This is a genomic window from Stenotrophomonas sp. YJH_SMC_46 (genome assembly GCF_059370315.1).
In genome coordinates, this window is record NZ_JCAFTO010000005.1 from 161,767 (window position 1) to 182,104 (window position 20,338).

Sequence of the window (20,338 nt, forward strand, 5' to 3'; positions counted from 1 at the left end):
GCATGAGGATTGGGGCCAGTAGATCCACGCCACGCGTGGGTGCTGCCCGCGATTCAATCGATGCGGTCAGCGCCGCCGCTCCAGCCACCACAGCAGCGAGGCGCACAGCACGAACGCCAGCCACCACGGCCAGCGCGAGCCCGGCACGGGTTGCACCACCGACGCGTCTGCCAGCGTGCTGGCAGCCAACGCCCGCGTGGTCGCATCGATCATCACCTGTCGATGCAGCGTCGGTGCATCCTTCGGGTCGAACACATAGCGCCAGACAACGCTGTCGCCATGCTGCAGGCGTTGCCAGCCTGCCTCACGGGGCCACCAGCCGGCGCAGCGCAGCGCCGACGCCGTGCCATCGACGATCAGGGGCACGTCGTCGCCGCGTTTGTTGAAGGCCTGCAGTGGTGCCTGCACACCGCACAGCGCCTGTCGTTCACCTGCCCAGGCGATCGGCTGCGGTGACCACAGTGCATCAGCGCTGTCCTGCGCGCGTGCCAACGTGGCCACCGCGTCGCTCCAGAGTTCGCCGTGACGGTCATCGCGGCCGGCCAGCACCCAACGCCAGCTGTCGGTGATGGGCAGCAGGCCGATGCGGCCCTTGCCGACCGCGCGCCAGCCACCGATGGCATTGCCGGCACGATCGTGCAGCAGCGCGTTGCTGCACGGCGGCTGCAACGCCAGTGCTTCAAGCGAAGGCAGCGCGGCACTGTGCGAGCTGCGGTCGGCCTCTTCGCCGTAGCCGGTGGGCAATGTGCCGGCGGCGAGCGGGCCACGGCGTGCGGCGAGGATCGCGCCTTCGCCATCGCCGGGAAGTTCAAGGGTGCGGCTGCTGCCATCACCCTGCACTGGCAGGCCCAGATCGCGCAGGCGCTGGCGTGCACTGGCCGAAGGTGCGCCCGCACTGCGTACCAGCACACCCAGTCCATCGCGCAGCGCCTGGCGCACGGCGGCCAGCTGGCCCGCACTCAATGCTACGAGGCTGCGCTCGTCCAGCAGCAGCAGATCGCTGCGCGTGAGCGATGCTGCATCAATCGCCACCGCGCCATCGCCAATGCTGAGTCCGGCCCCGGTATCCGCCTGCACCTGCACACGGATGCCGGCATCGGCTGCCCAGCGGCGCAGGTACTTCAGCTCTGGCCCCGGCGCGCTGGCGCGCACCAGCAGGCGCAGCGGTGCGGACGGCAGGGTCTGCTGCGGCACCGGTAGGCTGTCCACCACATGGCCGTCGGCATCGAGAAGGCGCAGCTGGAACACGCTGCGGCCTTCGGCGCGGGCGATACCACTCAGCTGCACGCGGCCGTCGTCGGCAACCTCCGTGCGATCGACCACGCTGCCGGCCGGGTCGAGCAGTTCTGCTTTCGCCTTGGCCACGCCACGCGCCTGTGCCTGCACGTCAAAGCGGGCACCGGGTGCGACATCGGCCGGTGGTTGCAGCGCGATCCAGCCGCGCGGCTCCGGTGCAGCCTGCCAACGTATATTCGGTGGCAGCAGCGCGTCGCGGTCCCGTGCGGCCAGGCCCGCACCGACCAGCGTCAGCGTGGAGGCTGGATGCTGGCGCAGCGCGGTGGCCAGGTCGGGTACGCGCTGTGCGCCGGGCACATCGGCAGCTTCGGGTAACAGTAGCAGTGGGCCTTCGCTGGCCGGCAGTGCGCCAGCCCGGTCGGCATCGATTCCCAGCACGACCAACCCGCCTGCGGGCTGCTGGCGATTGGGGGGTAAGAGGCAGAAATACAGCAGCATGGCAGCGGCGATCTGCAGCGCGATCACGATCCACCTGCGGCCTGGGTGCGTTGTGCTTCCACGCAACTGGCGCACGCTGGCGATGACCACGACCACAGCAAGTGCCAGCGCAATCCACAGGTTCGGGCTGGAGGGGGTCATGGCTGCGCCTCCAGCGCATCCAGGTAGCGCTGGCCCATTGCATCGGCCGCACTGCGCCGCATCGCCTGCGGCAGCGGACGCTGCAGCACCCGCCACAGCTGCGCACGCAGGCGCAGGCGGCAGTCGTGGCAACCGGGCTCGATGCGCAGCTGCTCGATGGCGGCGGCCAGATCCAGTGCATCGGGCAGGTAGGCGGCGTTGCGCTGCTGCCAGGTCGTGAGCGCATCGAGATCCGGTGCGCCGGTGCCATCACCGAGGCGCTGCCAGGCCTCAACGATGGCCGGATCCGGCGGCGTGCGCGCGGCCAACGGCAGTTCACGACTGGCCAATCCGGCGCGATCACCGCCGAGGCGACGGCCTTCATCAATCGGTGGCAGCTCCGGCCCGACCCGGGCCAGATAAATGCGTTCGGCCTGCTGCACCTGCTTGATGAAGCCCAGCGCCTTGTAGGCGAAGGGCAATGCCTGTTCCGGACGGCCCTGGCGCAGCTCGCCTTCGGCCGACCACATCTGGTCCAGCGCGGCCTTCAACGTGGCGCGGGTCTGCGGATCGAGCAGGGTCGCCGCCTCGGCGTGGTCGTGGGTGTGGCCATACTCGGAGAGCACGTCGGTGTCGCTGCCGAACACCGGTGGCGTATCGGCATTGGTCGGCTTGCCGCCGTGATCATGGTCATGCGCGTCGTGCGCGCCGGCCTCGGCGCCATGGTCGTGATCGTCGTCGTGGTCGCCGGCGGCCGGCGTATCGCTGGTGGGCAGGTCGCTGGTCGGCGGTGGCTTCGGTGCACCTTCGCTTTCCTCGCCCAGGAACTGGCCGTAGCGCAGGCGCAGGATGCGCTGGTCGACACCGATCGCATCGCTGCGCTTCACGAAGTCCTCGGCGGCCAGGCTGCGTCGCTGCCGGATCAGCGCTTCGGCATCGATGATGATCTGCCGCTGGCTGCGGAAATACGCAGGCAGGGTCTTCTTGATGCGGCCCTCGAGCTCTGCACCGAGCGCGACTTCGGCGCTGGGTAGGCGCAGGATCACGCTGCTGCTGCGCCCGGTCTGCGGCGTGGGTGCATGGTTGTCGCGCACTTCCAACTGGGCGATCACATCGTTGCCGGGCTGCGCGCCCAGCGCAGCCAGATCCAGGGTATGGGCGAAACGTCGCGCGGTGGCTTCGCCGCTGCCGGCAAGCGTGATGCCGCGCTTCACGAAGGTGATGTTCTCCCCGCTGCCCTGGGTGGTGGTGATCGACAGCGTTGCCTGCGCCGCGACACCGTAATCGTCGTTGGCTTCGAAGCGCAGTGCCCACTGTCGTTGCCCCGGCGTGCCCAGCACCAGGCTGGCCGTGGGCTCCAGTACGCGCACGCTGGGTGCACGGTCGGCCACCACATCCAGCCGATGCAGGCGGGTCTCTGCCAGTGCCGGTTCGCTCACCACGCGGTACAGCACCGGCGTGCGTGCAATGTCCTGTGCCTGCCACTGTCCTTCGTGCTCGCTCAGTGGCAACCTGCGACCATCGTGGAACTGCAGCCATGCCTTGTCCGGTGCGCGGTCGAAGCGCAGCGACCAGGACAGTCGGCTGTCGGCGGCGACCTTGGCGTCCAGCGCATTCTGGGTAAGCGTGGCCTGGCCGGTATAGGCCGGTGCGTCGATGTGCAGGCGGGTGGACTGCAGGCGTAGCGGGCCTGCGGCGGCCGTGCTGCCTGGCGCTGAGGTGCGGACTGGCGCGGAACCGGGGTTCGAACGTGGCCAGCCGACTGCCAGCACAACAATGGCCAGGCCCGCGATCCAGCACAGCGCCAATGCCCCAGGCGGCCAGTGTGGACGCAGCTCCGGCATCGCGCGTTCCAGCGTGGCCAGCACATGCGCACGCTGGCGCTGCTGCAGCGGATTGAGCGTGGCGGCATCGGCGAACAGCAGATCGGCACTGTCCTCGCTGGCACCGCTGCCATCAAGGTGGCGTTGCAGCCACTGCCGGTCCAGTTGGCGGGCGTGCGCAGTGGCGAAGCCCACACACGCGAGCAGGCTGATCGTACCGACGACGCAGGCGATATCGAAACCTGCCAGACGCAGGGCCAGCCCCGCCGCAGCCAGCGCCCATGGCAGGCCCAGCAGCAGGGTGATGAGCGCACGGCGCCGGCGCGCACGTTGCCAGGCGTGCTGCAAGGTATTCATGCGGCCACCCTGCGGCGGGCGCTGCTGGCCATCCAGCGTTCCAGGGCGAACAGCAACACGATAGCCAGCAACAGCCAAGGCGTCGGCTCACGCAGCGGTGGTGTTGCAGCAGGCAATGCGGCCCGCTGCGGTGCCTGGTCACGTGCATCGCCCAGGCGCGGAGCCGTGGGTGGCTGCAGCGCCAGCAGCAGGGCACGCGGCAACTTCGGATCGCGCAGCGCGGCGTTGCTCGTGGTATTCCAGTCGCCCGGCAGCGCCAGCAGATAGCCGTGGCCGACGCGTTGTTGCCACAGCAGCGGTGCGCCCTCCGCGTCGCGCAGCAGGATGCGGGCGTCGGCAGCAGGCTTGCCGGCAGTCATGACAAGACCGCCGTCACGCAGCCACGCCTGCCAGTTCGCCGGCAGTGCATCGCTGCGGCTCCACACACCAATCTCGCCGCGCTCCGGCAGGGCATCTCTCGGCAGCGGAGCGAGCGGCGACGGCACGCCCCACGCGCGCTGCACTGCGTTCAACCATCGCTGGGCGGCGGCCGGCGCATCGCTGTGCACGCGCAGACGCGGCATCGCTGCGGCACCCGGTTGCGCAGCGACCGGCATCGGCTGCGGGCGCCACTGCACCTCGCGCGACAGCTGCAGGCGAGCGCCATCCAGGCCGGGCAGGGGATCGGGAACGTGCACGGTCAATGCGGTGCCCGCAGGCAGTTGTGCGTCCAGTTCGCGCAGCAGGCTGGGCAGGGACGCCGTGGACGCAGGTGGCACTTGATCAATGGCCGGGAAGCCGGGCGCCAGCCAATGCCAGTTGCCCGCTTCGGCGGTGCCACGTAGTGCGGTCGCGTCCAGCCCTGGAGCAACGACCGTCCACGCAATGGGGGCTGGCGCAGGCCCGGTCAACGCAGGTCGTGCCAGCAGAAAGGCCAATGCAGCCAGCAACAGCAGCCGCACCAGAAGCAACGGCCAGTCATCGAAGCGGATGCGCTGGCGCGGCCGGATCTGTGCACGCAGCCAGCGCAGCGCGGCGAAATCCAGTGGCGTATACGGATGGCGTCGGGCCAGGTGGATCAGCAGCGGCAGCAGCCCTGCGGCGAGCGCGGCCAGGCCGAGCGGGAACAGCAGGGTCATGCACCGCCCCCACGGCCGAACAGCGCCTGCAGTGCCTGGTCCAACGGTTGGTCGAGCCAGCCGGTGGCACTGGCGATGCCACTGGACCGCAGGCGCGCATGCAACGCGCTGCGTGCGTCAGCGAAGCGCTGCAGGTAGTCGGCGCGGATCGCCGCGCCGTCGCCCAACAGTTCCTCGCCGGTCTCCGGATCGCGGAAGCGGTGGCCGGCGTCGAACGGGAAGTCACGCTCGTCGGCGGTGAGGATCTGCAGCAGTGCCACTTCGCGGCGTGCGCTGGCCAGCTGTTCCAGCAGCACAATGCCGGCCTCGTCAAAACCGTCGCCGATCGCCAGCAGCAGGTCGCCCGGGCGCACGCGTTCCCACAGCGGCCGAAGGCGATCGGCCGCAGGCCAGGCGCCGCGCGCCTGCAAGGCATGCAGTTGCAGATGCACGCGATCACGCTGGCGTGCGCCGTTCGCCGCGGGAACCAGCCGCAGGCCATCGCCATTGATCGCCAGCAGGCCGAAACGGTCGCCCTGCTGCAGCGCCAGTTCCACCACGCAGGCGGCCACGCCGCGCATGTGATCCAGGCGCGTGCGCTGCGGTGCCGCGCGATCGGCCTGGCCGGCCGAGGCGGTGGCATCGAGCAACAGCCAGACCGTGATCGGGCTTTCGCGTTCGGACTCGCGCACGAAGAAGCGATCCGAGCGGGCGTATAGCTTCCAGTCGATCTGGCGCAGTTCGTCTCCCGGCTCGTAGGCACGGTACTGGGCGAACTCGAGGCCGGCACCGCGGCTGCGGCTGGCGTGCTGGCCGATGCCACTGGCACCGCTGGCCAGGCGCGGCCGCAGCCGCAGCAGGCGCAGGCGCGCACGCAAGTCCGGTGGCAAGGTCAGCGGGGTACCGGCGTTCACGCGTGGCTCAACCCGGGAACGGCACGGCCTGCAGCAGGGCAGCGACCACGTCGTCGGCACGCTTCTGCTCGGCTTCGGCGGCGAACGACAGCAGCAGGCGATGGCGCATCACCGGTGCGGCCAGTACCTGCACGTCCTCGCGGGTGGCGGCGAAGCGGCCCTGCAGCAGTGCGCGCGCTTTTGCCGCGAGCACCAGCGACTGGCCGGCGCGCGTACCGGCGCCCCACTTCACCCACTGGTTGATCGCTGCCGGTGCGCCTTCGCCCGGCCGGCTGGCACGCACCAGGCGGGTGATCCAGGCCAGCACATCGGGGCTGACATGCACCTGGCGCACGGCCGCCTGCAGTGCGGTCACCGCTTCGGCATCCATCACCTTCGGTACCGCGTCGGTGGTACCGCCGGTGGTCTGTTCCAGGATCTGCCGCTCCTCGTCTTCGCTGGGGTAATCCACCAGCACGTGCAGCAGGAAGCGGTCCAGCTGTGCCTCCGGCAGCGGGTAGGTGCCGGCCTGCTCGATCGGGTTCTGCGTGGCCAGCACGAAGAACGGCGCGGGCAGCGCGTAGGTGGTGCCGGCGTAGCTGACCGTGCGCTCCTGCATCGCTTCCAGCAGTGCGGCCTGGGTCTTGGGCGGGGTACGGTTGAGTTCGTCGGCCAGCAGCAGGTGGGTGAAGATCGGGCCCTGCTGGAAGCGGAAATGGCGATGGCCGGTGCCGTGGTCTTCTTCCAGCAGCTCGGTGCCGAGGATGTCGCTGGGCATCAGGTCGGGGGTGAACTGCACGCGCCGGAACTGCAGCTCCAGCGCCTGCCCGAGCGAGCGCACCAGCAGGGTCTTGCCGAGCCCGGGCGCGCCTTCCAGCAGGCAGTGGCCGCCGGCCAGCAGGCCGATCAGCAGCTGCTCGACCACGGTGTTCTGGCCCACCACTGCGCGTGCAAGCGCGGCGCGCAGCGCATCCAGGCGCGGCAGCAGGGAATCGAGGTCGGGGGAGGTCATGGGCGTGCAGGTCCTATCAGTTGTTCAACGCGTACATCACGATGTTGACGCCGAAGCGGGTGTTGTCTTCGGCCAGGAAACGCTTGTTGCGCCAGTCGTAGTCCCACTCGCAGCCGTAGTCCTTGTTGCTGTAGAGCAGCCCCAGGCGGCCATCGACCTCGATGCCCTTCAGGTAGTCGTGCACCAGGTCGTCGCCCCAGCCGTTGAGTTCGAAACTGGTGGCGGGCGGGCCGTCGGGGAAGCGGAAGAAGCTGCGGTACAGCGGGTGGCTGTTGGGCAGCTTCTGCAGTGCCTTCGGGCCGAACAGGCGACCCATCTGCGCCTCGAACGAGGTGGCGAACAGGCCATCGATGTCGTGGTTGCAGTCGTCCACGAAGACGAAGCCGCCATTGCGCACATAGCGCACGAAGTTCTGCCGCTCGGCGGCATTGAACTCCACCAGCGTGTGGCCGGCCAGGTAGCAGAACGGCGCTTCCAGCATGCGCGGGTCGGCCAGTGCCACCACGTGCTCCTGCGGGTCCACGCGCAGCGAGGTGTAGTCGATCAGCGAGGTGATCAGGTTGGACGGCATGCGCGCGTCCACGTCCCAGTCACCGGAGTCGTACTGCAGGCGGGTGAACCAGAAGTCGTAGCGCGAACTGCGCGGGCCTGCCTGTGCCCAGGCCGGCAGCGCCGCCGCCGAAGCGGCAGCAGCCAACCAGCGCAGGCAGGCCCGGCGATCCATCAGACCGCGTCGGACAGCGAGGTGAAGGTGAAATCGCGCAGCTTCATTGGCGGGATCATCATCACGAAGCTGGATTCATCACCGGCCACGCGCACCGGCCTGCCCAGCTCTTCGATGTTGTTGAGCATGATCACCGGCGATTCGTTGAAGCGGAAGTTCTTCACCGGATGCTTGATCTGGCCGTTCTCGATGTAGAAGGTACCGTCGCGGGTCAGGCCGGTCAGCAGCACGGTCTGCGGATCGACCATGCGGATGTACCACGTGCGGGTGACCAGGATACCCTTCTGGGTGCCGCGTACCAGCTCGGCGGTGCTCTTGTCGCCACCACTCATCAGCAGGTTGCCCGGCGAGGCCTTGGCGGTCTTGCCCTGCTTCTGCGCCCAGAAACGCGAGTAGTCCAGGTTGGCGATCCTGCCGTTCTCGATGATCGCCATGCGTTCGCGCGGCAGGCCTTCGTTGTCCCACGGCAGCACCGGCGCCTCCGGATGCCACGGGTCGGCGATCATGGTCACGCGCGGGTCGTAGACCTGCTCGCCCAGCTTGTTGCCGCCACCCTTTTTTGACAGGAAGCTGCGGCCTTCATCGGCCGAGCGTGCGCTGAAGAAGTTCATCATGAAGCTGATCAGGCCTGCCGCCGCGGCCGGCTCCAGGATCACCGTGTACTTGCCCGGTTCCAGCGCCTTGGCTTCGGCCGATTCGGTGGCCTTGCGCATGGCGATGCGGATGTCCTGGTCGGCCTTGAAGTCGGCGGCATCCTTCAGGTTGCGGCCGACCCAACCCGAACCGCGGCCATCTTCGGTACGCACGGTGCAGGTGTAATCGAAGTTGGTGGTGCGCTGGTAGGCGAAGTTGCCGTTGCTGTTGGCGGTCGCCTGGAAGCCCTGGCCGTCCTCGAGGAAGCCGGCGGCAATGAGCCCGTTGCCACGGCACGGGGCGATCGAATCGGCGGCAACCTTCGCGCGGAAGGCCGGATCGATCGCGGCGGTGGATTCGCTGAAGGTCGGGCTGGGACGGTAGCTTTGCTTGCCGATGGCCGGCATGAACTCCGGGTTCTCCGGGGCCAGGCGCGCCAGGTCTTCAGCACGGCGCACCACGCGTTCCAGCGCGGCGTCGTCGAACTCGTTGATCGAGGCGGTGCCGACGCGCTTGCCGAAGGCGACGGTGACCGCCAGCTCGGTGTTATCGACGATGCCGCTGGTGGAGACATTGTTCAGCGCGAAACGGATGTTGCCGCTGATCGCGCCGGACAGCACGGCGGTGCACTCGTCGGCCTTGGACAGGGCGATGACCTTGTCGAGGATGGCCTTGGCCTGGGCTTCGGTGAAGATACTCATGGTGTAAGGGCTCCTGACCGATCAGCCGAGGCTGCGTGCGGTGTTGATGACGTTGATGCCGTTGAAGCGCGCGGTGGACGAACCGTGCGAGACCGCCGAGACCTGGCCCGGCTGGCCCTTGCCGTCGAAGAACGAACCGCCCAGGCGGTAGTCGCGCTCGTCGGCCACGGCGGTGCAGGCATTCCAGAACTCCGGCGTGCGGATCTGGTAGGCCACGTCTTCCAGCATGCGGGTGATCTGGCCGTTCTTGATCTCGTAGAACAGCTGGCCGCCGAACTGCGCGTTGTAGCGCTGCTGGTCGATCGAGAACGAACCGTCACCGATGATGTAGATGCCGTTCTCCACGTCCTTGATCAGGTCGGGCACGCTCAGCGGCTTCTTGCCCGGTGCCATCGACACGTTGGCCATGCGCTGGAACTGCACGCTGGACCACGAGTCGGCATAGCAGCAGCCGTCGGACTCGCTCTTGCCGAGGATGTGGGCCTGGTCGCGGATGGTCTGGTAATCCACCAGCTTGCCGTTGCTGATCAGGTCCCAGCGCTTGCACTTCACGCCTTCATCGTCGTACGCCACCGCGCCCAGACTGCCCGGCTGGGTCTTGTCGGCGAAGATGTTGACCAGCTCGCTGCCGTACTGGAACTGCTGTTCGCGCTTGTCCAGGGTGGCGAAGCTGGTGCCGGCGTAGTTGGCTTCGTAGCCGAGCACACGGTCCAGCTCCAGCGGGTGGCCGATCGACTCGTGGATGGTCAGCCAGGTGTGTGACGGGTCGAGCACCAGATCGTACTTGCCCGGCTTCACCGACGGTGCCTTCAGCTTTTCCTGTGCCTGCCTGGCGGCGGCGACGGCGTCCTCCTTCATGTCGTAGGAGGTGCTGTAGTTGACCACGCCATTGGGGCTGTGCACCTTGCCGGCGGCGGCGCCATCGAGGTACTCGTAGCCCAGCCCCATCGGCGAGGACAGGCCCTCGCGGGTGCGGAACTTGCCGCTGGACTTGTCGATGGCGGTGACCGTCATCGGCGCCCAGATGCGGTGCACGTCCTGGTCGATGTAGGAGCCGTCGGTGGAGGCGAAGTACTTCTGCTCGTTCACCAGGAACAGCATCGAATTGACGAAGCTGGCGCCGGCGCCCATCGCCGCGGCGTTGACGTCCAGCAGCAGATCGACCTTTTCCTTGATCGGCACCTCCATCGCATTCTTGCGGATCGGCGTGCGCCAGCTCACCTCACCCACACCCGGCGCCTTGGCCAGCTGCACCGGCGCGGTCTGCACGCCAGCATTGGCCTTGGCGATCGCCGCGGCCTGCTGCGCCGCCCTGGCCACATCGGCGGTACCCAGCGCATTGGTGGCGGCAAAGCCCCAGGCGCCGTTGACGATCACGCGGATGCCCACGCCGGTGGACTCGGTGTTCACCACGTTCTGCACCTTGTCTTCGCGGGTGATCACGAACTGCCGCAGGTAGCGGCCGATGCGCACGTCGCAGTAGGTGGCGCCGGCGCTGCGTGCGGCCTGCAACGCAGCGTCGGCCAGGCGCTTCTTCAGCGCCGGGTCCAGGCTGGACTGCAGCTGCTCGGCGGCGATCACCTTGCCGAAGAAGGAGGGCACGATCAGCCCGCCCGCAGTAAGCCCGGTCAGGGCCAGGAAGTCACGTCTTTGCAAGGCTGCTCTCCATGTCGAAGGATGGGTGGCTCAAGCGCCGAGACTGCGCGCGGTGTTGATGATGTTGATGCCGTTGAAGCGGGTGGTGGACGAACCGTGCGAGACCGCCGAGACCTGGCCGGGCTGGCCCTTGCCGTCGAAGAACGAACCGCCCAGGCGGAAGTCGCGTTCATCGCAGATGGCGGTGCAGGCATTCCAGAATTCCGGCGTGCGGATCTGGTAGGCCGCATCCTCAACCATGCCGGCAATCTTCCCATCCTTGATCTGGTAGTACAGCTGGCCGCCGAACTGCGCGTTGTAGCGCTGCTGGTCGATCGAATACGAACCGCGGCCGTGGATCCAGATGCCGTTTTCCACGTTCTTGATCATGTCCTCGACACTGAGCGGCTGCTTGCCCGGTGCCAGCGAGACATTGGCCATGCGCTGGAACTGCACGCTGGACCAGGAATCGGCGTAGCTGCAGCCGTGCGATGCATCGCGGCCGAGGATATGGGCCTCGTCGCGGGTGGCCTGGTAGTCAACCAGGATGCCGTCGCGCACCAGGTCCCAGCGCTGCGTCTTCACCCCTTCATCGTCGTAGCCGACGGCGCCGAGGCTGCCCGGCTGGGTCTTGTCGGCGAAGAAAGTGACGATGTCGCTGCCCCAGCGGAAGCCGGCATCGCGCTTGTCCAGCGTGGCGAAGCTGGTGCCGGCGTAGTTGGCTTCGTAGCCGAGCACGCGGTCCAGCTCCAACGGGTGGCCGACGTTCTCGTGGATGGTCAGGAACAGGTTGGACGGGTCCAGCACCAGGTCGTACTTACCCGGCTTCACCGACGGCGCCTTCAGTTTCTCGCGCGCGTGGCGGGCGGCGGCGATGGCGTCTTCGACCGGGTCGTAGGAATCGCGGTAGGCGGTGATGCCGCCGGGCAGCTGGACCTTGCCACGCGCATCGCCATCGAGGAACTCGTAGCCCATGCCCATCGGCGAGGAGAGGCCGGCGCGGGTACGGAACCTCCCGCTGGCCTTGTCGATGGCGGTGGCGGTAAACGGCAGCCAGATGCGGTGAATGTCCTGGTCGATGAACGAGCCGTCGCTGGAGGCGAAGTACTTCTGTTCGTTGACCAGGAACAACGTGGAATTGATGTAGTCGGCGCCCGCATCCAGCGCGGCGGCGTTGAGCGCCAGCAGCAGTTCGACCTTGTCCTGGATCGGCACCGCCATGGCGTTCTTCCGCACTGGCGTGTGCCAGCGCACTTCGCCGACCGACGGCGTCGGCGCCAGCTGTACCGGCCGGGTCTGGATGCCGGCATTGGCGCGGGCGATTGCCGCTGCCTGCTCGACCGCGGCGCGCACGGCGGCCTCGGTCTGCTGATGGGTTGCAGCGAAGCCCCACGCGCCGTTGACGATCACCCGCACGCCCACACCGGATGATTCGCGGTTGGTCACATTGCCGACCTGGTGTTCGCGGGTGATGACCGACTGGTTGAGATAGCGGCCGATGCGGACATCGCAGTAGCTGGCCTTGGCAGTGCGTGCGGCGGCCAGCGCGACCTCGGCCAGGCGCCTGCGCTGGGCGGTGTCGACCGGGGCCAGCAACTGCTCGGCGGCGATGGCACGGGAATGCGGCAGCAGCAGGCCCGCCAGGCCAAGACCGGAAAAAGCCAGGAACTCACGTCGTTGCACAGCGTTTCTCTCTCTCGCTTGCGTTCGGCCGACAATGGGTCGAGCCGATCACGTCAACTTCTCGACTTTCGCCAGCGCGGCGCGTCCGGGCAAGTGACTGCAGTCATGGTTGGTGGGGGTTTCGGCAGGGCTTGCAGCCCTGCACCTGCTCAATGCAACGGCCAAAGCCAGAGCCAGAGCCAGAGCGGCATTCCGTGGGATGGCGGGGCGATGTCGGATTGCGGGGACGCCGCAAGTACGTCCGTGTAGGCTTGGCAGCCGCTTGCTCGTGTGCGCTTTCCTGCGCACACGGCAAGACCGGGATTGGGCGTCCTGCCCAACCCGCCCGAGGCATGCCTCGGGCCCATGCGGCTGACACCCCGCAATCCGACACCGCCCCACCAACCCACAGGAAGTCCGCTTTTGACGTTGCTTCGGCCTTTGCCGTTGCTCCTGCGGGTGCAGGGCTGCAAGCCCTGCCGAGCAACACCCCCTCGTGCACAATGGGGCCGACCCCGCCTGGACACCGTCCTGATGTCGAGCAAGCCGTATTCAGAAGCCTGCGAACGCAACCGCGAACCCATCGCCGCCGCGCTCGACCCGTGGATGGGCGACCGCCACCGGGTGCTGGAGATCGGCAGCGGCACCGGCCAGCATGCGGCCTTCTTTGCCGAGCGCTGGCCCTGGCTGCGCTGGCAGCCCAGTGATCATCCGGACCACCTGCCAGGCATCGAGGCATGGCGTGCCGAAACGGCATTGCTGAATCTGCTGCCGCCGGTAGCGCTGCAGGTGGAACTGCCGCCAGCGCCCGGCCTGAACCTGGCACCGGGCAGTACGTTCGATGCCGCATTCAGCGCCAACACCCTGCACATCATGAGCTGGGCACACGTCCAGTCATTGTTCGCGGCGCTGCCGCCCCTGTTGCGCCACGGTGCGCTGCTGGCGGTGTATGGCCCGTTCAACTACGGCGGCCGCTACACCAGCGACAGCAATGCGCAGTTCGATGCCTGGCTGAAGGCACGTGATCCGCGCAGCGGCATCCGCGACAGCGAAGCGGTGCAGGCGCTGGCGGCCGACAACGGATTCACCCGGTTGGGCGATGTGGCGATGCCGGCCAACAATCGCCTGCTGCTGTGGCGGCTGGGGTAATCCATCGGTAGTGCCGGCCGCTGGCCGGCAACCGATTGCCGGGATGAATGCCGGGATGAATGCCGGCCAGCGGCCGGCACTACCATCAAGCCACCTGCACGATATGCAGCGCCTTCGGATTGCGCCACTGCGCCAGCAGGGCCGCTTCGCGCGCCTTGGCCTGCTCGAAATGCGCTTCCTTGACGTGGCCGAAGCCGCGGATGTGTTCGGGAATGCTGGCGATCTCCACCGCCAGCGCCAGGCGGTCGTCATCCAGGCCATCCAGCAGCACCTGCACAGTGGCCTCGTAATCACTGATCAGCTTGCGCTCCATGCGCCGCTCTTCGGTGCGGCCGAACACGTCGAAGCGGCCGCCACGCAGGAACTTCAGCTTCGCCAGCAAGCCAAACGCCTTGAACATCCACGGGCCGTATTCCTTCTTCAGCAACCGGCCCTGCTCGTCCTTCCTGGCGAACAGTGGCGGCGCCAGGTGGAAGCGCAGCTGATAGTCGCCCTCGAACTGCTGCTGCAGGCGTCGCTGGAAGTCGCCGCTGGTGTACAGGCGGGCCACTTCGTACTCGTCCTTGTAGGCCATCAGCTTGAACAGGTAGCGGGCCACCGTCTCGGTCAACGCGGTGGAGCCGCCGATACGCTCGGCTTCGGTAGCGCGCACGCGTGCCACCAGATCACGGTAACGCGTGGCGTAGGCAGCATCCTGGTACTCGACCAGGAAGGCGGCGCGGCGCTCGATCATTTCATCCAGCGAGCGCGACAGGCGCGCGTCGTCCAGCGGCAGGAATGCCACGTCGCCACCGTGCGAGGGCAGGCCGCGCAGCTCGCGTTCGTCGCCGGTGTTGCGCGGTGCAGCGGTGGCGCCCCATTCGTTGCCCTCCCATTCGCCCGGCGGCAGCGGATGCAGCGGGCCCGGGGTGGATTCGGTATCGGTGTGGCGGTTGCGCACCAGGCCGGCGGCCTGCTGCACGGCCTGCGGATCGACCGCGGCCAGGCGGCCCCAGGCGAAGGCCTGCTGGTTCATGGCCACCGCAGCGCCATTGAGCTCGATGGCGCGCATCAGCGACTCGAACGACAGCGGCACCAGGCCCTGCTGCCAGGCGTAGCCGAGGATGAACAGGTTGGCGGCGATGGCATCGCCCAGCAGCGCGGTGGCCAGCTGGGTGGCATCCAGCAGCAACGGCTCCTGGCCGCCCAGTGCCACACGCACACCGGCGATGATGTCGGCGGCGGGGAACTGCATGTCCGGGCGGGTGGTGAAGGTACCCGGCATCGCTTCGTAGGTGTTCAGCACCACCTGCGAACGGCCGGCACGCACCTTCGACAGCGCCCAGTAGTCGTTGACCACCACCATGTCGCAGCCCAGCACCAGGTCGGCTTCACCGGCGGCGATGCGCACGGCGTGGATGTCATCCGGGCGGCGTGCGATGCGGATGTGCGTGGTCACCGCGCCACCCTTCTGCGCCAGGCCGGTCTGGTCGAGCACGGTCGCGCCCTTGCCCTCCAGGTGGCCGGCCATGCCCAGCAGCGCGCCAATGGTCACCACGCCGGTACCGCCGACGCCGGTGATCAGGATGTTCCAGGGCTGCTCAAGCGTGCCGCGGATCGTCGGCGCCGGCAGGTTGTCCAGCAGCGTGGAGGCATCGCGCTTGCTGCCCTTGCGCGGCTGGCCACCGTGCACGGTGACGAAGCTCGGGCAGAAGCCGTTCACGCAGGAATAGTCCTTGTTGCAGTTGGACTGGTCGATCTCGCGCTTGCGCCCGAACTCGGTTTCCTTCGGCAGCACCGACACGCAGAAGCTCTTCTTGCCGCAGTCGCCGCAGCCTTCGCAGACCAGCGAATTGATCAGCACCCGCTTCTGCGGATCTTCCAGCTTGCCGCGCTTGCGGCGGCGACGCTTCTCGGTGGCGCAGGTCTGTTCGTAGATCAGAATCGAAACACCCTTCACTTCGCGCAGGCGCTTCTGCACCTCCTCCAGTTCGCTGCGGTCGTGGAACTCCACGTCGCTGGGGAAGTGTTCGCGCTGGCCGGTCCACTTGCCGATGTTGTCCGACAGCACCATGATGGTGTGGATGCCTTCGGCGCGCATCTGCTTTGCGATGTCCGGCACGCTCAGCGGGCCGTCCACCGGCTGGCCGCCGGTCATCGCCACCGCATCGTTGTAGAGGATCTTGTAGGTGATGTTGACGCCGGCGGCGACCGCCTGGCGGATCGCCAGCGAGCCGCTGTGGAAATAGGTGCCGTCGCCCAGGTTCTGGAACACGTGCGGGGTGTCGGTGAACGGCGCCTGCCCGGCCCAGGTCACGCCTTCGCCGCCCATGTGGGTGAAGGTGTCGGTGCTGCGGTCCATCCAGGTCACCATGTAATGGCAACCGATGCCGGCCAGCGCACGTGAACCTTCCGGCACCTGGGTGGAGGTGTTGTGCGGGCAGCCTGAGCAGTAGTGCGGCACGCGCGGGAAGCTGGCGCGCGGCAACGCAAGCTCGGCTTCCTTTTCCTGCATCCACTGCAGGCGCTGCTCAATCGACTCGTTGTTGAAGAACTTCTGGATGCGGCGACCGATCACGCCGGCGATGGTGGCCGGGGTCAGTTCACCGGTGGACGGCAGGATCCATTCGCCGCTTTCATCGTACTTGCCGACGATGGACGGGCGGTGGCCCCAGCTGGCCGGCCAGTTGAAGAACTGTTCCTTCATCTGGCGCTCGATGAAGGCACGCTTCTCCTCCACCACGATGATGTCTTCCAGGCCCTGCGCGAAGCGCGCGATGCCCTGCGGTTCCAGCGGCCAGGTCATGCCGACCTTGTACACGCGGATGCCGATGTCGGCGCACGCGGCTTCATCCAGGCCAAGGTATTCCAGCGCCTGCAGCACGTCCAGGTAGCTCTTGCCGGTGGTGACGATGCCCAGCCGCGCGCGCGGCGCGTCCATCACCACCTTGTCGATGCCGTTGGCGCGGGCGAACGCCTGTGCGGCCTTCACCGCATAGCGGTGCAGGCGCATCTCCTGGTCCAGCGGCGGGTCCGGCCAGCGGATGTTGAGGCCACCCGGGGGCATTTCGAAGTCTTCCGGCAGCACGATGCGGCGCGCCATCGGATCGACCTGCACCGAGGCCGACGATTCCACCGTCTCGGCAATGGTCTTGAAGCCGACCCAGCGGCCGGTGTAACGGCTCATCGCCCAGCCCAGCAGGCCCATGTCGAGGATGTCCTGCACGCCGGCGGGGTTGAGAACCGGCATCATCGCGCTGACGAATTCGTCTTCGCTGCCGTGCGGCAGGGTCGAACTGCGGCAGGCATGGTCATCGGCGGCCAGCGCCAGCACGCCGCCGTAGCGCGAGGTGCCGGCGGCATTGGCATGCTTGAACACGTCGCCGCAGCGGTCCACGCCAGGGCCCTTGCCGTACCACATGCCGAACACGCCCTGCACGTTGGCGCCGGGGAACAGGTTGGTCTGCTGCGTGCCCCACACCATGGTGGCGCCCAGGTCCTCGTTCAGGCCCGGGGTGAACTTCACCTTCGCCGCTTCAAGATGCTTGCGCGCGCGCCACAGTTCCAGGTCGAAGCCACCCAGCGGGCTGCCACGATAGCCGCTGACGAAGCCGGCGCTGTCGATGCCTTCGGCGGCATCGCGCAGGCGCTGCATCAGCGGCAGCCGCACCAGCGCCTGCACGCCACTCAGGTAGATCCGCCCCTCGTTGCGGGTGTACTTGTGGTCGAGCGTGTAGTCACGGTCGAGCAGGTCGGCGGAAGAGGGCGAAGTGAGTTGCGCGGTACTGGTCATGGCTGGCCCGGTAGGATCGGCTGGCACCGGCCGCGTGCACGCACGCAGCGGGAAAGGCGCGAATTGTAGCAGCGGGGCCGCGCAGGCCCCGGCACTCGCGCCCGTGGCGGTGCTGGGGTTAGGATCGGGGAGAGAGAGAGGGAGGCTGCAGTCGCGGCCTGGGGAGAAGGGATGTCAGTTCCAGGAAAGATCCTGGCCAGCGTGCTGCTGGCCTCGGGAGCGGCCACGGCGTGGGCCGCGCCGGCCATGCCGGCACCACAGGAGTTCTACTTCGACAATGACCCGGCGGCCACGCCGATGGTGGCGGTGCAGGGCGGGGGCGATGATCTGGTCGCCCAGCTGGTCAAGCTGCGTGAACGCGGCCGCCGTGCGGTCGAGGCCACGGTACAACTGGCCTCGGTGGCCGGTGCGCAGGGCCGTGGCGAGCTGGCCGAGCAGTTGTATGCCGAGGCGATGAAAGAGGCCCCGGCACAGAGCAGCAGTGGCCGCAGCGTGCGCTGGAACTACGGCTGGGACCTGCTGCGCCAGGGCAAGCCAGAGGCGGCGCTGGAACAGTGGCTGGCCTCGGCCGCCAATGCGCGTACCAAGCCGAGCTGGGTGCCGCCGACCTATGCGCTGGCATTGTGGCGGATGGGGCAGAAGCAGGAGGCGGTGCAGTGGTATGCGGCTGCGGTACGCACCGAGCCGACGCAGTGGAATACCACGGCCAACTATGCGCAGCTGCTGCCGCAGTGGCGCGAGGATGAGCGTGCGTCGCTGGCCGAAGTGCAGCAGGCCTGGGCGGCCGCACCGCCTGCCTGGCCCTGAGGGAGGAGGTTGCGCCGGGTTGCACCCGGCACCCGCAGAGGCAACAGCCGAAGCAACAGCAACAGCGGGCAATCCGCGGGATGGCGGGGCGGTGTGGGTTGGCAGGACACGCCGTAAACCCCCAGACCGGCCCAGCCGCTGGCGGCTGTGCGTTCGGGCGCTTGCGAAGCAGTGCTTCGCAAGCAAAGCGCCCTCACCCATGGGGGCTCGATGGCGCCTTGCTCGTGTGCGCTGTCCTGCGCACACGGCAAGACCGGGGTTGGGCGTCCTGCCCAACCCGCCCGAGGCATGCCTCGGGCCCATGGCGCCAACGGTCCTGCCAACCCACACCGCCCCACCCCTGACAGATCCCCGCTGCTGTTGGTAGGTGTCGACCTTGGTCGACACGGTAGATCCACGCCATGCGTGGATGAATCTGCATCGGAATCGACTATTCGATATTTGATCGAAGAGCAGCCGAGCGTGGGCTCGGCTCTACAAAAAAGCGGCCAGCCAACCGGTTCCGCTTTTGCTCTTGCTCTTCTTCTTTCTTCTGCGTGGCTGATCGCCCCCGGAAACTGTCAGAGGCCGGGCGGGATGGGTTCGCGGGGGTGTCCGCGGCATGGATGCCGCGGCCAAGCCCCCATGGATGGGTTTACGGCGTCCCCCGCGAACCCACCCCGCCCGGCCAACCACGGCTGTTGCTTTGAGCGATCAACCACGAGGGGCTGCGCCGTTCGCTGGAAACTCAGTCGTCCGCGGAAACCGTCCGTCCCGACGCCCACGCCCGCAATGCCTCCACCTGCTCGGCCATCAGCACCGACAGCGGCCGCGTGGCGCGGATCTCGTTCATCAGCAGCTCGGTGTCCAGCGGCCGGCCTTCGGCGTGCGCTGCATACAGCCCGGCCACGATCGCCTGCTCGATCTCCGCGCCGGAGAAACCATTGGCCGCGGCCGCCAGCGCCGGCAGCGCGAAGTCGTCGCCATTGAGCTGGCGCCGGCCCAGGTGCAGCCGCAGCAGTTCCACGCGCACGTCAGGCGAAGGCAGGTCAACGAAGAAGATCTCGTCGAAGCGGCCCTTGCGCAGCAGCTCGGCCGGCAGCTCGTGCACCTGGTTGGCGGTGGCGACGATGAACACCGGCGCCTTGCGCTCGGCCATCCAGGTCAGCAGGTAGCCGAGTACACGGCGTGATACGCCACCGTCCTCGCCACCACTGGCCAGGCCCTTCTCGATCTCGTCCATCCACAGCACGCAGGGTGCCAGCTGCTCGGCCGAGGCCAGTGCCTGGCGCAGGTTGGCCTCGGTCTCGCCGTGGTACTTGTTGTACAGCGCGCCCACGTCCAGGCGCAGCAGCGGTACACCGAAGCCGGCGGCGGTGGCCTTGGCCAGCATCGACTTGCCGCAGCCCTGCACGCCCAGCAGCAACATGCCGCGCGGCGGGTCCAGCCCGGCCGGCGCCGAGCCGGCGATGAAGGCCACGCGCCGCCGGCTGATCCAGCGCTTGAGCCGGTTGGCGCCGGCCACATCGCCGAAGCGCGCGCTGTCATGCTCGAAGAACAGGTGGCCGCTGCGGTTGAGCAGCTCGAACTTCAGCCGTGCCAGCTGCGGCAGGTCGTCGTCGCGCAGCGCGCCATCGGCGTAGATCAGCTGGCGCGCGATGCGCCGGGCATCGACCAGGCTCAGGCCCTGCAGGTTCTTCAGGATCTTCTTCACCGCCTCGCTGTCGACTTCGACCCGGCGGCCGCCGTGCTCGCGCGCATAGGCGTCGGCCTCTTCGCGCAGCATCTTCAACAGGGCGTTGGCATCAGGCAGGCGCGGGTTGAAGCGCACCGCCAACGCTTCCAGCTCGGCCGGCAGCTCCACCTTGGCACCGATCAGCACCAGCACATGCGGCTCGCTGTGGCGGCGCTGGATCAGGTCGCGCAGGGCGCGCTGATGGCTGGCATAGCCCAGGTACGGGTGGAAATCGAGCAGCAGGTAGACCCCGCGCTGGTCGGCCTGGCGGATCATCTGCAGGGCCGCGCTGGCATCGGGTGGCCCGACCGGCGGGTCTTCACTGTCCAGGTCGATGCGGCGCAGGCCCTCGGTGATCGACCAGCGGTGCAGCGCCCGCCATACGTGCATCAGCGTCTGCCGGAACAGCTCGACGATGCGACCCTCGTCCTGGGTCTCGATCACGATCAGTGGGGTATTGGCGCGGATCAACGCGCTCAGGTCCTGCAGTTCGCTCATGCCGGTT

13 protein-coding genes are annotated in these 20,338 nt (G+C 67.9%); 2 read left to right on the plus strand and 11 right to left on the minus strand.

Annotation, left to right across the window (positions count from 1 at the left end; genetic code table 11):
• Positions 1-66: 66 nt before the first annotated feature.
• Genes AC5P8C_RS16430 through AC5P8C_RS16470 form a run of 9 tightly spaced genes read right to left on the minus strand, consistent with a single transcriptional unit; the run spans position 67 to position 12,412 of the window.
• A complete protein-coding gene (locus tag AC5P8C_RS16430; protein ID WP_233653416.1) occupies positions 67-1,875 on the minus strand; it encodes an amino acid adenylation domain-containing protein in 1,809 nt (602 codons plus the stop codon).
• Positions 1,872-4,034 (minus strand): hypothetical protein, encoded by a 2,163-nt coding sequence (locus AC5P8C_RS16435; RefSeq protein ID WP_495219112.1) that lies wholly within the window; start codon positions 4,032-4,034, stop codon positions 1,872-1,874. Before AC5P8C_RS16435 ends, AC5P8C_RS16430 begins: the two co-directional genes overlap by 4 nt.
• Positions 4,031-5,152 (minus strand): BatA domain-containing protein, encoded by a 1,122-nt coding sequence (locus AC5P8C_RS16440; protein ID WP_019661959.1) that lies wholly within the window; start codon positions 5,150-5,152, stop codon positions 4,031-4,033. The genes AC5P8C_RS16435 and AC5P8C_RS16440 overlap by 4 nt, the downstream gene beginning before the upstream one ends.
• On the minus strand, positions 5,149-6,045 hold the full coding sequence (locus AC5P8C_RS16445; RefSeq protein ID WP_019661958.1) for a DUF58 domain-containing protein: 897 nt from the start codon (positions 6,043-6,045) through the stop codon (positions 5,149-5,151). The genes AC5P8C_RS16440 and AC5P8C_RS16445 overlap by 4 nt, the downstream gene beginning before the upstream one ends.
• Before the next feature lie 7 nt (positions 6,046-6,052).
• Complete coding sequence (locus tag AC5P8C_RS16450; protein ID WP_495219113.1) at positions 6,053-7,036, minus strand: AAA family ATPase; 984 nt, start codon at positions 7,034-7,036, stop codon at positions 6,053-6,055.
• A gap of 16 nt (positions 7,037-7,052) precedes the next feature.
• A complete protein-coding gene (locus tag AC5P8C_RS16455) occupies positions 7,053-7,760 on the minus strand; it encodes a DUF4159 domain-containing protein (protein ID WP_019661956.1) in 708 nt (235 codons plus the stop codon).
• The gene (locus tag AC5P8C_RS16460; RefSeq protein ID WP_019661955.1) at positions 7,760-9,094 is read right to left on the minus strand and encodes a TldD/PmbA family protein; all 1,335 of its coding nucleotides are present in this window, start codon (positions 9,092-9,094) and stop codon (positions 7,760-7,762) included. The genes AC5P8C_RS16455 and AC5P8C_RS16460 overlap by 1 nt, the downstream gene beginning before the upstream one ends.
• Positions 9,095-9,115: 21 nt before the next feature.
• Positions 9,116-10,750: a TldD/PmbA family protein gene (locus AC5P8C_RS16465; protein WP_021203292.1), complete on the minus strand. Its 1,635-nt coding sequence runs from the start codon at positions 10,748-10,750 to the stop codon at positions 9,116-9,118.
• A gap of 30 nt (positions 10,751-10,780) precedes the next feature.
• A complete protein-coding gene (locus AC5P8C_RS16470; protein ID WP_495219114.1) occupies positions 10,781-12,412 on the minus strand; it encodes a TldD/PmbA family protein in 1,632 nt (543 codons plus the stop codon).
• Positions 12,413-12,925: 513 nt separating this feature from the next.
• Between AC5P8C_RS16470 and AC5P8C_RS16475 the strand changes: the two genes are divergently transcribed.
• Positions 12,926-13,540, plus strand: coding sequence for a DUF938 domain-containing protein (locus AC5P8C_RS16475; protein ID WP_019661952.1), 615 nt, complete (start codon positions 12,926-12,928; stop codon positions 13,538-13,540).
• Positions 13,541-13,625: 85 nt separating this feature from the next.
• On the opposite strand, the gene AC5P8C_RS16480 is transcribed toward AC5P8C_RS16475, so the two are convergent.
• Positions 13,626-17,312, minus strand: coding sequence for an indolepyruvate ferredoxin oxidoreductase family protein (locus AC5P8C_RS16480; RefSeq protein ID WP_233653422.1), 3,687 nt, complete (start codon positions 17,310-17,312; stop codon positions 13,626-13,628).
• Positions 17,313-17,483: 171 nt separating this feature from the next.
• Between AC5P8C_RS16480 and AC5P8C_RS16485 the strand changes: the two genes are divergently transcribed.
• Complete coding sequence (locus AC5P8C_RS16485) at positions 17,484-18,119, plus strand: tetratricopeptide repeat protein (RefSeq protein WP_019661950.1); 636 nt, start codon at positions 17,484-17,486, stop codon at positions 18,117-18,119.
• 727 nt (positions 18,120-18,846) lie between these two features.
• Here the strand turns inward: AC5P8C_RS16485 and AC5P8C_RS16490 are convergent.
• Positions 18,847-20,331, minus strand: a complete 1,485-nt coding sequence (locus AC5P8C_RS16490) for an AAA family ATPase (protein WP_495219115.1) — start codon at positions 20,329-20,331, stop codon at positions 18,847-18,849.
• Positions 20,332-20,338: the final 7 nt, after the last annotated feature.